Source organism: Nitrosomonas oligotropha, assembly GCF_009833085.1.
In the GTDB taxonomy this organism is placed as follows: domain Bacteria; phylum Pseudomonadota; class Gammaproteobacteria; order Burkholderiales; family Nitrosomonadaceae; genus Nitrosomonas; species Nitrosomonas oligotropha.
This window is the reverse complement of record NZ_QRBZ01000026.1, coordinates 98019-113127: the sequence shown is the minus strand read 5'-3', so window position 1 is coordinate 113127 and position 15109 is coordinate 98019. Positions and strand designations below refer to the sequence as shown.

17 protein-coding genes are annotated in these 15109 nt (G+C 44.8%); 16 read left to right on the top strand and 1 reads right to left on the bottom strand.

Features of this window, described 5'->3' with window-relative positions:
- Positions 1 to 48 precede the first annotated feature (48 nt).
- The 16 genes from glmS to cyoE all read left to right on the top strand — a co-directional run bounded on the left by glmS (position 49) and on the right by cyoE (position 13632).
- Entirely contained in the window at positions 49 to 1905 is a 1857-nt protein-coding gene (gene glmS / locus ABD07_RS08960) for a glutamine--fructose-6-phosphate transaminase (isomerizing) (RefSeq protein ID WP_160817999.1), read from the top strand.
- 146 nt (positions 1906 to 2051) lie between these two features.
- Complete coding sequence (locus ABD07_RS08955) at positions 2052 to 2777, top strand: YebC/PmpR family DNA-binding transcriptional regulator (RefSeq protein WP_160817998.1); 726 nt, start codon at positions 2052 to 2054, stop codon at positions 2775 to 2777.
- A 27-nt stretch (positions 2778 to 2804) separates the two neighbouring features.
- The gene (ruvC, locus tag ABD07_RS08950; RefSeq protein WP_160818021.1) at positions 2805 to 3323 is read left to right on the top strand and encodes a crossover junction endodeoxyribonuclease RuvC; all 519 of its coding nucleotides are present in this window, start codon (positions 2805 to 2807) and stop codon (positions 3321 to 3323) included.
- Complete coding sequence (gene ruvA, locus ABD07_RS08945) at positions 3320 to 3904, top strand: Holliday junction branch migration protein RuvA (protein WP_160817997.1); 585 nt, start codon at positions 3320 to 3322, stop codon at positions 3902 to 3904. The genes ruvC and ruvA overlap by 4 nt, the downstream gene beginning before the upstream one ends.
- 22 nt (positions 3905 to 3926) lie before the next feature.
- On the top strand, positions 3927 to 4973 hold the full coding sequence (ruvB, locus tag ABD07_RS08940) for a Holliday junction branch migration DNA helicase RuvB (protein ID WP_160817996.1): 1047 nt from the start codon (positions 3927 to 3929) through the stop codon (positions 4971 to 4973).
- Between the two features lie 26 nt (positions 4974 to 4999).
- The gene (locus ABD07_RS08935; protein WP_160817995.1) at positions 5000 to 5434 is read left to right on the top strand and encodes a hypothetical protein; all 435 of its coding nucleotides are present in this window, start codon (positions 5000 to 5002) and stop codon (positions 5432 to 5434) included.
- Positions 5435 to 5559: 125 nt separating this feature from the next.
- Positions 5560 to 6231, top strand: a complete 672-nt coding sequence (locus tag ABD07_RS08930) for a Bax inhibitor-1/YccA family protein (protein WP_160817994.1) — start codon at positions 5560 to 5562, stop codon at positions 6229 to 6231.
- 89 nt (positions 6232 to 6320) lie between these two features.
- On the top strand, positions 6321 to 6500 hold the full coding sequence (locus ABD07_RS08925; RefSeq protein ID WP_160817993.1) for a hypothetical protein: 180 nt from the start codon (positions 6321 to 6323) through the stop codon (positions 6498 to 6500).
- A gap of 465 nt (positions 6501 to 6965) precedes the next feature.
- A complete protein-coding gene (gene coxB / locus ABD07_RS08920) occupies positions 6966 to 7787 on the top strand; it encodes a cytochrome c oxidase subunit II (protein WP_160817992.1) in 822 nt (273 codons plus the stop codon).
- 12 nt (positions 7788 to 7799) lie between these two features.
- On the top strand, positions 7800 to 9386 hold the full coding sequence (gene ctaD, locus ABD07_RS08915) for a cytochrome c oxidase subunit I (protein ID WP_108697686.1): 1587 nt from the start codon (positions 7800 to 7802) through the stop codon (positions 9384 to 9386).
- Positions 9387 to 9513: 127 nt separating this feature from the next.
- Positions 9514 to 10056, top strand: a complete 543-nt coding sequence (locus tag ABD07_RS08910) for a cytochrome c oxidase assembly protein (protein WP_420813516.1) — start codon at positions 9514 to 9516, stop codon at positions 10054 to 10056.
- A gap of 12 nt (positions 10057 to 10068) precedes the next feature.
- Positions 10069 to 10278: a DUF2970 domain-containing protein gene (locus ABD07_RS08905; RefSeq protein ID WP_160817991.1), complete on the top strand. Its 210-nt coding sequence runs from the start codon at positions 10069 to 10071 to the stop codon at positions 10276 to 10278.
- A gap of 36 nt (positions 10279 to 10314) precedes the next feature.
- Positions 10315 to 11172, top strand: coding sequence for a cytochrome c oxidase subunit 3 (locus ABD07_RS08900; protein ID WP_108697688.1), 858 nt, complete (start codon positions 10315 to 10317; stop codon positions 11170 to 11172).
- A gap of 217 nt (positions 11173 to 11389) precedes the next feature.
- Positions 11390 to 12112 (top strand): SURF1 family protein, encoded by a 723-nt coding sequence (locus ABD07_RS08895; RefSeq protein WP_160817990.1) that lies wholly within the window; start codon positions 11390 to 11392, stop codon positions 12110 to 12112.
- Positions 12081 to 12662 (top strand): SCO family protein, encoded by a 582-nt coding sequence (locus tag ABD07_RS08890; protein WP_160817989.1) that lies wholly within the window; start codon positions 12081 to 12083, stop codon positions 12660 to 12662. The genes ABD07_RS08895 and ABD07_RS08890 overlap by 32 nt, the downstream gene beginning before the upstream one ends.
- A gap of 76 nt (positions 12663 to 12738) precedes the next feature.
- Positions 12739 to 13632 (top strand): heme o synthase, encoded by an 894-nt coding sequence (gene cyoE, locus ABD07_RS08885; RefSeq protein ID WP_160817988.1) that lies wholly within the window; start codon positions 12739 to 12741, stop codon positions 13630 to 13632.
- An 83-nt stretch (positions 13633 to 13715) separates the two neighbouring features.
- Here cyoE and ABD07_RS08880 read toward each other — a convergent pair whose 3' ends face one another.
- A complete protein-coding gene (locus ABD07_RS08880) occupies positions 13716 to 15098 on the bottom strand; it encodes an FAD-binding oxidoreductase (protein ID WP_160817987.1) in 1383 nt (460 codons plus the stop codon).
- Positions 15099 to 15109 lie beyond the last annotated feature (11 nt).

Below are 15109 nucleotides of genomic sequence, written 5' to 3'. Positions count from 1 at the left end.
GTCTATGCAGTATCGTTCTTTTAGCTAGAGTTGTGAGGAGAATGCGCTATGTGTGGAATAGTTGGTGCAGTGGCTAATAACAATGTTGTTCCGGTATTGCTGGATGGATTATTACATCTGGAGTACCGCGGATATGATTCCGCCGGACTCGTCGTCACTTGCAACGGTCTGCAAAGACTACGAACAACAGGCCGTGTAACCGAGTTGCAGAAACTCGCACACGAAAAAAATACTCATGGCTTTGCCGGCATTGCCCATACCCGTTGGGCAACGCATGGCGCACCTTCCGAGCGCAATGCCCACCCGCATTTTTCCGGCATGCCCGATTCACCGGTGCGGATAGCCGTAGTGCATAATGGCATCATTGAGAATCACGAAGTTATGCGTAAGCGCCTGCAAGCGGAAGGATATGAATTTGTTTCCGACACCGATACCGAAGTCATCGCGCATCTCATTGCGTTTAATCTCAAGCACACCGACGATTTGTTAACAGCAGTCTGCGCTTCTATCGAGGAACTGCAAGGCGCATATGCCATTGCAGTAATGGAAGAAGCCCGGCCGGAAAGAATCGTGGTGGCGCGTAATGGCGCTCCATTGCTGTTGGGATTGGGTGAAAACGGTAACTATGCTGCTTCCGATGCCTCCGCGTTGTTAAAAGCGACCCGGAATATGATTTATCTGGAAGAAGGTGACGTAGCCGAGCTGACTCGCGACGGATACCGGATTGTAAATTGTTTGCATGGCAACTCGGTCAGGGAAGTCAAACGGACAGTCCACGAGAGTAATCTTTCCAGCGAAGCGATCGAGCTTGGGCCTTATACCCATTACATGCAGAAAGAAATTTTCGAGCAACCGAGTGCAGTGGCAAATACGTTGGAAATGGTCTTCAATGCGCAATCCATTTCACCCAATTTATTTGGTAGTGAGGCCGAGAAAGTATTCTCCCAAACCAAGAGCATTCTTATTCTGGCGTGCGGGACCAGTTATCATGCTGGGCTGGTAGCGCGTTACTGGCTGGAAACCGTTGCCGGTCTTCCGTGCAACGTTGAAATAGCCAGCGAATACCGCTATCGCGACCCGATTGCGGATCCTCATACGTTAGTGGTCGGTATTTCGCAATCGGGAGAGACCGCAGATACCTTGGCGGCGCTCAACTACGCAAAGAAACTCGGTCATCAATATAGTCTGGCGATTTGTAATGTGCCGGAGAGCGCGTTGATACGCCAAACCGACTTGCGCTTTCTCACACGTGCCGGGCCCGAGATCGGTGTCGCATCGACCAAAGCATTTACTACACAACTAGCTTCACTGCTGCTGCTGACTGTAACGTTGGCAAAAATGCGTCATAAATTATCCGCGCAAGACGAACAAGAGATGATTATGACGCTGCGCCATTTGCCGATGGCTTTGCAACATGCGCTGCAAGTTGAGCCGCAAGTACAGATCTGGGCAAAAAGTTTTGCGCAAAAACGTCACGCATTATTTCTCGGGCGCGGTGTTCATTACCCTATCGCCATGGAAGGCGCGCTTAAACTAAAGGAAATTTCGTATATCCATGCGGAAGCCTATGCGGCCGGAGAACTGAAACATGGGCCGCTGGCATTGGTGGATGATGAAATGCCGGTTGTTGCGATAGCGCCCAACGATCAATTGTTAGGGAAACTCAAATCGAATTTGCAGGAAGTACATGCCAGAGGGGGCGAATTATATGTATTCGCAGATGCGGATTCGCAGATTGCGCAGAGTGAAAACGAACATGTCATACGTCTGTCGGAACATGCCGGTTTGCTGAGTCCGATTCTGCATACAATACCGCTACAGTTGCTGGCGTATCATGTAGCTTTGGTGAAAGGCACGGATGTCGATAAGCCGCGAAATCTGGCAAAAGCAGTGACGGTCGAATAAAAATTGCTATTGCGTGCACCGGATTGGATTCAATAAGAGTGTCTGAACAGCGCTTTTTTCTTTCATGGTTCATGAAGTTTGATGCTTTATCCATGGGTTGCAGAGTGGTAATATAAAAATACTTAAACAAAAGGTATAAATAAAAAATGGCGGGTCATAGTAAGTGGGCTAACATTAAGCATAAAAAAGCTGCGCAGGATGCCAAGCGCGGTAAAGTGTTTACACGGTTAATCAAGGAGATAACCGTGGCTGCCCGCATGGGTGGCGGCGATCCGGACAGTAATCCGCGCCTGCGGCTGGCGGTGGATAAAGCATACGATCAAAATATGCCCAAGGATAATGTCGAGCGTGCGATCAAGCGCGGCAGCGGCGCGCTTGATGGTGTCGATTACGAAGAAATCCGTTACGAGGGCTATGGAATCGCAGGTGCCGCCGTCATGGTGGACTGTATGACGGATAATCGCGTCCGCACGGTGGCCGATGTGCGGCATGCATTTACTAAATATGGCGGAAATCTGGGTACGGATGGATCCGTCAGTTTCTTATTCAAGCATTGCGGACAGTTGATTTTCGCTCCGGAAACCGATGAAGATAAACTGATCGAGGCCGCGGTGGAGGCCGGTGCGGAAGATGTGATCAGTAATGACGACGGCAGTATCGAAGTGATTACAGCGCCGTACGAATTTATCAATGTAAAGGCAGCGCTGGAGAAAGTCGGATTTAAAGCTGAGCTGGCGGAAGTCACTATGAAGCCCGGTAATGAAGCTGTTTTAACGGGCGATGATGCGGTAAAAATGCAGAAACTGCTGGATGCCTTGGAAAATCTTGATGATGTGCAAAATGTATACACGACGGCCGTACTTGATGAATAAAAATTCCGCCGATCTGCAGGTGATAAAATCCGTATTTTGGGGATAGATCCGGGTTTACGCATTACTGGTTTTGGCGTGATCGATAAAAGCGGAAGTAATCTAATCTACGTCAGCAGCGGCAGTGTCAAAACCCTCGCGGGCGAATTGCCCATCCGTCTGAAATTGATTCTGAATAACTTGAGTGAAGTCATTGCACAGTATCAACCCGAGCATGTCGCCATCGAACAAGTCTTCGTCAATATCAATCCTAAAACTACCTTATTACTTGGTCAGGCCCGAGGCGCGGCGATTTGCGCCGCTGTCATGAATAATTTAACGGTGTCAGAATATACCGCGCTGCAAATAAAACAAGCCGTGGTCGGTAATGGGCATGCAAAAAAAAACCAAGTACAGGAAATGGTGGTGCGTTTGCTTAGATTGACCGGTAACCCCAGTACCGATGCCGCGGATGCCTTGGCCTGCGCGATTTGTCATGCGCATGGGGGGCTTGGTTTGGGGAAAATTGCGACAACCGGTTACCGTATGAAACGGGGGCGTTTGGTGTGATCGGGCGATTAACCGGTGTATTGCTGGAAAAACATCCGCCACAGGTTTTGCTGGATGTGCAAGGGGTCGGGTACGAGATCGACGTGCCGATGAGTACTTTTTATGAGCTTCCGGCGCTTGGCGCGCAAATAACCTTGCATACACATTTGGTGATACGGGAAGATTTGCATCTGTTATTTGGTTTTGCAACAGAACCGGAGCGGCAAACTTTCCGTCAGCTGATAAAAATTTCAGGCGTAGGTGCAAGAACCGCATTAGCAATTTTATCGGGGCTGAGTGTGTCGGATTTGCATCGTGCGGTCGTGGCTCAGGATAGTGCAAGGCTAATCAAAGTGCCCGGTATCGGCAAAAAAACGGCTGAACGTTTATTGCTGGAGTTGCGCGATAAACTCGACTCCGCCGCGATCAGTCTGGACCAAACCCACTCTGTACCTATACATGATAGTGACATACTCAATGCACTGTTATCGCTGGGTTATAATGATCGCGAGGCGGGTTGGGCGATCAAGCAGATCTCTTCGACCGCAACGGTATCGGAAGGCATACGCCAAGCATTGCAGTTATTATCGAAGGAAAGGTAGCCGACTGAATGAGGAGTAGTGAATGATCGAAACGGATCGACTGGTTACCGCAATTACTTCATCATCGCAGGAAGAAATTCTGGAGCGCGCGTTACGCCCGAAACAACTGGAGGAATATGTTGGCCAGGAAAAAATACGTGGGCAGTTGCAGATTTTTATTGAGGCCGCCAGGAAACGGCGCGAAGCCCTTGATCATGTGCTGTTATTCGGTCCTCCAGGTTTAGGTAAAACTACGCTCGCACACATTATCGCTAGGGAGATGGGGGTTAATCTGCGGCAAACTTCCGGTCCGGTTCTGGAGCGGCCGGGTGATCTGGCCGCTTTACTGACCAACCTGGAACCCAATGATGTATTGTTTATCGATGAAATTCACCGCTTATCCCCTATGGTGGAAGAAATCCTGTATCCGGCGCTGGAAGATTATCAGTTGGATATCATGATTGGCGAGGGACCGGCGGCACGGTCGGTTAAGTTGGATTTGCCGCCGTTCACCCTGGTGGGTGCAACGACACGTGCCGGTATGCTGACTAATCCATTACGCGATCGCTTTGGCATCGTTTCCCGGCTGGAATTTTATACACCGGAAGAGCTGAGCAAAATTGTGAGCCGTTCCGCAGGATTATTGAATGTGAGAATATCCCCGGATGGTGCGTTTGAAATTGCGCGCCGCGCCCGTGGCACGCCACGGATAGTGAATCGATTGTTGCGTCGGGTGCGTGATTATGCGGAAGTCAAAGCCGATGGGCATGTTACACGTGCAGTGGCGGATGCGGCCTTAAGTATGCTGGATGTAGATGCAATCGGCCTGGATATCATGGATCGAAAATTATTGTTGGCGGTGCTGGAGAAATTTAGCGGCGGGCCGGTAGGTGTTGATAATCTCGCCGCGGCGATCAGCGAAGAGCGGGATACAATTGAAGATGTATTGGAGCCCTATTTGATCCAGCAGGGGTTCCTGAAACGGACACCGAGAGGCCGCATGGCAACGGCAGCAACGTATCAGCATTTTGGTATTGCTTTGCCGGGAAATGGATTCAGCAATGATCTCTGGGAAGAAGATAATTTATAGTTATTTGTTTTAGTATCTCAAAATTTATGCAAATCCATACATTGCGCATTATCGTCGCTCTTTTGCTGACATTGGTTGTTATGTTGTATTTTTATACCGATCGCGAGAAAAGCTACTATACTAAAGCTGCAGAACCGGCCATTGTCCGGATCCTCACTGAAATTTCCAGCTGGGAAAAACAGAAATTGCTGCTTCACTTGGCGCCGGAAGCCAAGCAAACAATTAATGATGAGCAATTGGATGAGCTGTTGAAACTGTATCGCGGTTTTGGCCGATTTCAATCCATTCAGGAGCTTAATTTTTCCCGAACGGTGAGTGCATTCTCGCTGATGGGTGAGAAGCGGATCAATTATTCCGGCATAGCCAAATTTGATGCAGGCCTTGTCAGTTTGAATATTACTTTGATCGAGCGCGGTGGATTTTTTCTTGTTTATAACTTTACTTTGGCAAAAGCCAAGTAAAAATAATGTAATTAAAATATTGACATAATCCATGCTATGATAGTTTGAACTATATTCTGGATATAGTAGTCATAGCGGTCGTTAGAGGATAGTTTGGTATTAATTTCACAGGGGAGATTATTTAAATGAATCAAAATTACTCGACAGTTGCGCAAAGATCTACATCTGCGATTGCAACAAATAAAGTGCTGCGTAATACCTATTTGCTTTTATCCATGACATTGCTGTTCAGCGGATTCACCGCCGCGCTTTCAATGTTGATGAATACGCCACCGATGACCTATTTAATTTCTGTTATCGGCGGTATGGTGATCGCCATGTTTGTGTTGCCGCGTTTCGCCAATTCACCGGCGGGTATCGGGATCGTTTTTTTGATTACCGGCATGCTGGGATTTGGGCTGGGACCGGTACTGAGCATGTACGCATCTTTACCTAACGGTGGAAATATCATTACATTGTCGCTAGGTGGCACGGGAGTGATATTTATGGGCTTGTCCGCGTATGCATTGGCTACAAAAAAAGATTTCAGCTTTTTGGGCGGATTCCTGATGGTAGGCTTCTTGCTAGTATTGCTGGCAGCGCTGGCTAATATTTTTCTGCAGATACCGGCCATGTCATTAATGATTTCCGCAGTTGTCATTATGATAATGAGTGGTTTTATTCTGTACGATACTAGCCGCATTATTCATGGCGGCGAAACCAATTATGTGCTGGCTACAATTGGGCTGTACATGACAATTTTTAATATTTTCATCAGTCTGCTGCAAATATTGGGAATTATGAGCAACGATGATTAATTCCTAAGTGTTGTTGTTTGAGGCATTTGAAGCCCCGGTTTAGCCGGGGCTTTGTTTTGGAATGAGTGTGCATTAAATCAGGAGCAATTATGGATTGGATGGAAATTATTTCTGCCTTGGCATTAATCGCGTTCATTATCTTTTTTTTTCCGGCAGCTCGGGAAATGATAAAAAACAATCCGCAGGGAACATCATCCGATTGGATGGGGTTTGTCATTCCTGTAATAGCGATAGCTATATTTGTCACATTTTTGGCAATGTTGGTGTAACTTTAATTTTGTCGCAAGTGGATAGAGTTTCAATTAAAGAAAATTTCAGATTGGAATGCGGTGGTGATGTATTTTAACGTAGCATTTGTATCAATAATTAAGATGAAATTTTCTGCTTTTCGCAATGCTTTTAAGTAGCGTTCTCAGGGCAATACCATTTTATAAGCATGGGAATATTGCTATAAAAATCATGATTTTTCCTTGTTTGAGCAGCGGTGGCGTGCTAGAATTTCCATTCGATTAATTAGCATGTAGAAGATATCTATAACTAAGAAAATCTAAGTTGCGGATAATTAGGAAATTCGGCCAAGAAAATGTAATTGGCGTCAATCATGGTGTGGTTTTAACAAAGTAAGATTCTGGCGTATGACTTCCGTTAGCTGGCTGAACAAAAAAACGTACAGGTAGGTAGCGTTCTTGGTTGTACCTGAATCTGTAAAATTAGTAATCATGTGGGGGGGAAATATGAGAAGTAAATCAGTAGTAACGCTGTCGGGGATATCCGCTCTTGCTTTGTACTCAAGCATGGCGGTGGGATCTAAATACAATTTTCCAGAACCGCAGAGTGTCATAGCAAGAGATATCTACGATCAGCACATTTTGCTTATGTGGATCTGTCTGGCTATATTTGTAGCTGTGTTTGGAGTCATGTTCTATTCAATACTTAAACATAGAAAGTCTTTGGGCTATAAGGCGGCGAATTTTCATCACAGTACAGCCGTTGAGTTTATTTGGACCATCATACCTTGTATCATTTTGATTGCGATGGCTTATCCTGCAACAAAAACAGTAATTGCAATGAAGGATACATCGAGTCCTGATATGACCATTAAAGCAACTGGCTATCAATGGATGTGGGGCTATGATTATCTCCAAGGTGAGGGTGAGGGTATTAGTTTCTATAGCAAGCTTTCGACACCGCGCGCTCAAGTTGAGAATAAAGCACCCAAAGGCGAGAACTATCTGCTGGAAGTGGATAACCGTGTAGTTGTGCCAGTTGGGAAGAAAGTGCGCGTTATACTGACAGCAAACGATGTGATTCATGCGTGGTGGGTGCCGGCATTGGGTAGTAAGCAAGATGCTGTACCAGGTTTTATTCGTGACACATGGTTCACAGCGGATAAACCAGGGGTTTATCGTGGTCAGTGTGCCGAATTGTGTGGTAAAGATCATGGGTTTATGCCGATTGTGGTAGAAGTCATGGAAGCAGGTGAATATTCAAAATGGGTGGCCGCTCAGTTGAATGCATCTGCAGTTAAAACATCAATGCATGTAGAAAATAAGTAAAAGGAGATAACTATGGCAGCAGTACATGGTGACGCACACGGTCACGGACATGATGATCATCATCCCAGTGGGATAATGCGCTGGGTTAGAACGACCAATCATAAAGATATTGGTACGATGTACCTATGGTTCAGTTTTACCATGTTTCTTGTGGGTGGTTTTTTGGCTATGGGTATTCGAGCAGAGCTATACCAGCCAGGGATTCAAATCTTAGAGCCTGAATTATTTAATCAATTTACAACCCTGCACGGCTTGATTATGGTGTTTGGCGCCATCATGCCGGCTTTCGTGGGTTTTGCGAACTGGCAAGTGCCGCTGATGATTGGCGCGCCAGATATGGCATTTGCTCGCATGAATAACTGGAGTTTTTGGTTATTACCAGTAGCGGGAACTTTGCTTGTTAGCTCGTTCTTTGTGCCAGGTGGCGCCGCGGCGGGTGGTTGGACTTTTTATCCACCACTATCAACACAAGGTGGTTTGGGTGTTGATCTGATGATTTTCTCGGTACACATCTTGGGCGCATCCTCAATCATGGGCTCGATCAATATCATAACGACCATTTTGAATATGCGCGCGCCTGGTATGACGCTGATGAAGATGCCGATGTTTGTGTGGACATGGTTGATTACCGCTTATTTGCTGGTATTGGTAATGCCAGTGTTAGCAGGTGTGGTAACCATGTTATTGACTGATCGTCATTTCGGCACAAGCTTCTTCAATGCGGCTGGCGGTGGTGACCCGGTAATGTTTCAGCATATTTTTTGGTTTTTTGGTCATCCAGAAGTTTACATTATGATTTTGCCAGCGTTCGGGATCGTTTCTGAAATTATTCCAACGTTCTCACGTAAACCGTTATTTGGCTATTCATCAATGGTTTATGCTACTGCATCGATTGCTATTTTGTCGTGCGTAGTTTGGGCGCATCATATGTTCACAGCCGGTATGCCAACTGTTGGTCAGTTGTTCTTCATGTATGCAACGATGTTGATCGCAGTACCAACAGGGGTGAAAGTATTTAACTGGACAGCAACAATGTGGCGCGGATCGATGTCTTTCGAGACGCCGATGTTATTTGCAATAGGTTTTATTTTCTTGTTTGTGATCGGTGGATTCAGTGGCGTTATTTGCGCAATCGTACCGATTGATATTCAAGTGCAAGATACCTACTATGTAATCGCGCATTTCCATTATGTACTGGTTTCAGGCGCATTATTCTCATTGTTCGCAGGCGTATATTACTGGCTGCCAAAATGGACCGGTCATATGTATAGTGAAACATTGGGTAAATGGCATTTCTGGTTGTCGATGTTCTTCTTCAATCTGACATTTTTCGTTCAGCATTTCTTAGGTTTAGCCGGAATGCCGCGCAGAATCCCGGATTACAATATCCAATTTGCCGATTTCAATATGATTTCAAGTATCGGTGCATTTGGATTTGGATTGACACAATTGCTTTTCTTGTACATTGTGATTAATTGCATTCGTGGTGGTGAAAAAGCGCCACAAATGCCATGGGATGGTGCAACGACTTTGGAATGGACGCACTTGCCTTCACCGGCTCCATATCATAGTTTTGAAACACCACCTATTGTTAAGTAAACAAGCAGTTAGGAAATTGTATGTCACAAGAAACGGATTTGAGGCGCAAAAAAATTAGAACAGCAATGGTTCTATTAATGACAGTGCTAGCGCTTTATTTAACGGTAATCATAAAACAATGGGATTGATGAATAGCAATTCTAGAGCGAACGTGCTGATGTTCAAGAAACTAATGGTTTTTTCATTAGTGATGTTCGTATTCGGTTATGCATTAGTCCCATTTTATGAAAAGTTTTGTGAAGTAACTGGAATTAATAATCTGTTACAGCCAGATGTTCTAACTAAGGATAACTGGGTGGATGAAGCGCGTTGGGTCACAATTGAGTTTGATGCCAATATAAGAGGATTACCTTGGCAATTCAAACCTCTTCAGTCTAGCGCTCGCATTCATCCAGGAGAACCGATTACTGTGATGTACGAAATTACAAACAGCTCAAATCGTGAGATAGCAGGACAAGCAATACCTAGCTATAGTCCACGGTTTTTGGAAAAGCATTTAAAGAAATTTGAGTGTTTTTGCTTTACAAAACAAGTGCTGAAAGCAAATGAGACAAGGCAAATGCCGGTTCAGTTTGTAATTGAACCGGGATTGCCGGCCGATGTGGATACTGTGACGATTTCATACACTTTTTTTGAATTACCAGATGGCGGAAATACAGCCAAAAAATAGGGGATTGAGAAGTTGAGCAATGTTACTGATAAACAAGCCAGCGGAACAATTTGGCAGGTTGCAAAAGCAGTAATGTTCGCCTTTATGGGAATACGCAAAAAAAGTGATCTTGAAAAAGATGCAGCAACGTTGAAGCCAGTTCAATTAATCATCGGCGGAATTATAGGCGGTGCACTTTTTGTAATAGGCGTGATGCTTTTAGTCAGATTGGTTGTTAGTTAGAATTTGAGAAAAACATAAAAGTAGGAGGAGAGAAGAATGAGTCAAGAATCAGGACATTATTACGTCCCAGCTCCATCGTCATATCCAATTATTGGATCAACGGCGATTCTGTTCATGGGATCAGGCGCAGCTCTGACCATGAATAAAATGGAGTTAGGCTACGGTTTGTTAGCGATAGGTTTTGCAATTTTAATTTATATGTTGTTCGGTTGGTTCGGAACAGTAGCCAGAGAAAGTGAAAGTGGTAAGTATGGAGAGCAGGTAGATCGCTCTTTTCGTTGGGGGATGAGCTGGTTCATTTTTACTGAAGTTATGTTTTTCTGTGCATTCTTTGGTGCGTTGTGGTACATGCGCAACCTTTCGATACCATGGTTACAAGAAGAAAGTACGGTGTTAGGAAATACTTTCTGGTCAGCTTATGACGGTACATGGCCGACAGCAGGGCCTGGTGTGCATGAGAAATTCACGTCAATGGGTGCATGGGGATTGCCAGCATTTAATACAATGCTGCTTTTAACATCAGGCGTTACAGTGACATTTGCGCACTGGAGACTGAAAGAAAACAGACGTGACGGACTGAAATTATGGTTGTTGGCGACGATATTCTTAGGTGCATTATTTATTGGATGTCAAGCTTACGAATATATCCATGCATATAATGATCTGAATCTGAAACTAACGACAGGCGCATACGGTTCTACATTTTTCATGTTGACCGGGTTCCATGGCTTCCATGTGACAATCGGTACGATTATGCTGATTGTGATTTATTTCCGCAGCGTAGCTGGTCACTTTACGCCAGAACATCATTTTGGTTTTGAAGGTGTGGCATGGTACTGGCACTTTGTTGACGTGGTATGGCTTGGATTGTTTGTGTTTGTATATTTGATGTAAGTTATTCAGTCATAGTAAGTTAAGATTCCAGCCTTTGCACCGGAAAGTTGTAAGTTTCGAGTTTAAGTGAAAGCGCAACAGCAAAGTGTGTAAATGGCTGGAATCTTTGTTTAAATGATTAATAACTAATCTGGATTGCATCTTTCAATAAAAAATTCCGGATTCCGGCAGCTCACTCAGAAGTAATTCACAATTCTTATAGCAATATTCAAATAAAATGAATCTATTGGGGTATCGCTTTGAGCCAAGATTGTGGGCAATCGTAATCACCATTGTTTCGGTAATAATTTTTATTGAATTGGGCAAATGGCAATTATCGCGTGCGGAAGAAAAAAGTGCGCAATTTGAGCAGTTGGAACAATACGCAAAACAACCCGCCGTTTTATTGCCGGGTACCTTGGTAAAATTAAAAGACTTTCAATATCGTGATGTAGAAGTAAGTGGAGAGTACTTACCAGAGCATACAATTTATCTTGATAACAAAACATATCATGGTCGAGCAGGTTATCACGTTATTACGCCGCTTAAAATTTTGAACAGCGCGCTTCATGTGGTTGTAAATAGAGGTTGGGTTGCCACAGGATCGGATCGATCAGTATTACCAGCCGTAGCGGAAGTAAGCGGTGAAGTAAAAATTACAGGAATTGCAGCTTCGCCTGAAATCAGAACACTCGAACTTTCGGATAGAGCTACTGAAGGGCAGGTTTGGGATAGTTTCGACTTACAGCGCTATCAAGAAATCACTGGCTTAACATTGCAGCCACTGATGCTGCTACAGAAAAGTGAAGAAAAAGACGGATTGATAAGGGATTGGAGTAGGCCTGATTCGGGAGCGTCTAAAAATATTGGTTATGCGGTTCAATGGTTTTCATTAGCTGCGACAGCAGTAATTATTTTCATAGTGTTGAATGTCAAACGAAAAAATTCAAAAAACGAATAGACGTAAGTTTTTATTATTGTTAGCACTGATGTGCTCTCCGGTAATAATTTCATATGCGCTTTATTTCTTCGAATATGAGCCTAAAAGTACACATTATGGTGATTTGTTACCAATCGTGAAGGTTGCGGGAAAAGGCACCAATCTCACGGATAATACGATTTTGCGCATGAAGGATCTGCATGGCAAATGGGTGTTAGTAACAGTGGACTCAGGTCATTGCGATGAAGCGTGCAAGGAAAAATTATATTTCATGCGTCAAGTTAGGCTTGTACAAGGAAAGCAAAAGCATCGAATTGAACGGCTATGGCTTATTAATGACGATAATGCGCCCGATGCCGAGCTCATTAAAGAACATGAAGGCACATTTTTTGTGACTGCGAAAGATAGTGAGATTTTAAGTTTTATAGAAAATGCTGAAACGCAGACAAAACATATTTATCTCATCGATCCGATGGGTAATTTAATGATGCGCTTTCCAGAAAAAGTTAATGGAACAAAAATGGGGCAGGATCTAAAAAGACTGCTACACGTATCACAGATAGAACATTAAAAATGGCAGTTTTCTCCTCGTGGGAAACTATGTATTAATAAACTAAAGATATTCGATTTGCAAGGAGGTTAATAAGATGGCTATCAGTATGGCATTGCATGAGACAGCATCACGAATCAACCAGTTTTACCGGTTGACCAAACCGCGTGTTGTATCTCTCATCGTATTCACCGCAGTTATAGGAATGTTTATGGCTGTTCCTGGTGCCGTGCCTTTAGATATTCTGCTATTGGGCACCATCGGTATTGCATTGGTTGCAGGGGCTGCGGCCGCACTGAATTGCTTGGTTGAACAAAAAATGGATGCTGTCATGGCTAGGACAAAAGGCCGTCCATTACCACAAGGTAAAGTAAGCGTGCCTGAGACACTGTTCTTCTTGATGATCGTTGGCGGGACAGGGCTTTTCATATTATATGAATGGGTCAATGAATTGACCATGTGGCTGACATTAGGCACTTTTGTAGGTTATGCCATCATTTATACCGTCATACTGAAACCATTGACACCGCAAAATATCGTCATTGGCGGCGCATCTGGTGCTATGCCTCCGGTGCTTGGATGGACAGCGGTGACTGGAGAGATCGCGAGTGACGCATTATTGCTTTTTCTGATTATTTTTGCATGGACCCCACCCCATTTTTGGGCACTTGCGCTATACAGAAAGAATGAATATGCCTCAATTGGCATGCCGATGTTACCAGTGACCCATGGCGACCAATTCACAAAATTGCAAGTATTGCTGTATACCGTCATTCTGTGTGTAGTCGTCTTCCTGCCTTATGTGACTCAAATGAGCGGGATGATCTATTTGGTGAGTTCAACGATATTAAATGGCATTTTTATGTACTACGCCATAGAAATTTATCGTAATTATAGCGATCAATTGGCTCGGGAAGCATTCCGCTACTCGATACTTTATCTAGCACTGCTGTTTGTTGCGCTGCTTGTGGATCATTATTTCTTTTTTTAGATGTATAGCTAAGCTGTGCCTGTGATATTTGAAATTGCCTGGTAATGATCAAATATCACAGATGCAGTTTTGCAGTTGAAACTTTATACTTGTTCGGCTGCGGGAAATAATTTTCCCGGATTAAGAATGTTGTTGGGATCAAACAGTTGTTTGATGTTACGCATTAAATCTAAAGTCACACTATCAATTTCTTTGCTCACAAAAGCTCTTTTCTCACTGCCTACGCCATGTTCTCCTGACAGTGTACCGCGAAGCTTGATCACTAAATCGAATATTTCATCCAAGCAACGTTCCGCTCGTGCCACTTCATCTGCATCATCAGGATTAATCAGCAGGTTAACATGGATGTTGCCGTTACCAGCATGGCCAAAATTCACATTCTGTAGATGATAGTGCATGCTTAATTGCGTTAATCCATGCAGAAATTGTGGCAACGTATTAACGGGTACGACAACATCTTCATTGATTTTCTTCGGCGCAATTTCACGCAGCAGGGGTGAAAGTGCTTTGCGCGCTTGCCATAATGTGGCTGTATTTTCGACCCGACTTGCGTGAATCAAGCCGTCCGATTGGCAAGCGGATAGAATGGCAGCTATCGCATCGGCGATATCGTTGTGAAAACCATCAACCTCAATCATCAACATGGCATTTGTATTCAGCGGCAGCATGTCGGGATAGCGCCCTCGTATTAGATTCAGAGAGCCGGAATCCAAGAATTCAAGTGCACTAGGCAGTTGCGGTTGTGCCATAATCTTAACGATGGCAGCTGTACAGCTCGTTAAATCACGAAAATGCGCTGTGATGCCGGCAACGGCGCCAGGTAATGCAGTCAGTTTAAGCGTCGCTTCCGTAATTACAGCCAGTGTGCCTTCCGAACCAATCAATAGCCGCGTGAGATCATAGCCGACAACCCCTTTGGTGGTATAGCAGCCGGTGGTAATAAAATCGCCTGCAGCAGTGACGGCTTTCAAACCTAGAACATGCTCCCGGGTTGTGCCATATTTGACAGCGTGTGGTCCGCCCGCACCGGTTGCGATATTTCCGCCGACAGTCGAGAACATCGCACTGGAAGGATCCGGCGGCCAGAAAAAACCATGCGGCTTTGCTGCATCTTGCACGGCTTGATTCAATACGCCGGGTTCTACAACAATTACCCGATTAGCGGGATCAACTGAAATAATATTCAACATGCGTTCCATCGACAACGCTATACCGCCTAACTCCGGCAAACTACCGCCCGCTGTTCCGGTACCACGTCCACGTGGAATGAGCGGCACTCGATAGCGATTGCAGAGGGTTACGATGTGTTTTACTTCTGCGGTGGTGAGCGGAAACAGCACGGCATCGGGAGGAAAAATCTTGCGGCTGTTGTCATACGCATATGCGTAACAATCCACTGGGTCGGTATAAAATCGTTCCGGCGGGAATGCCGCATGTAACTCAACCAGCAGATTTTCCGGTAGCATGTTTAATTAAT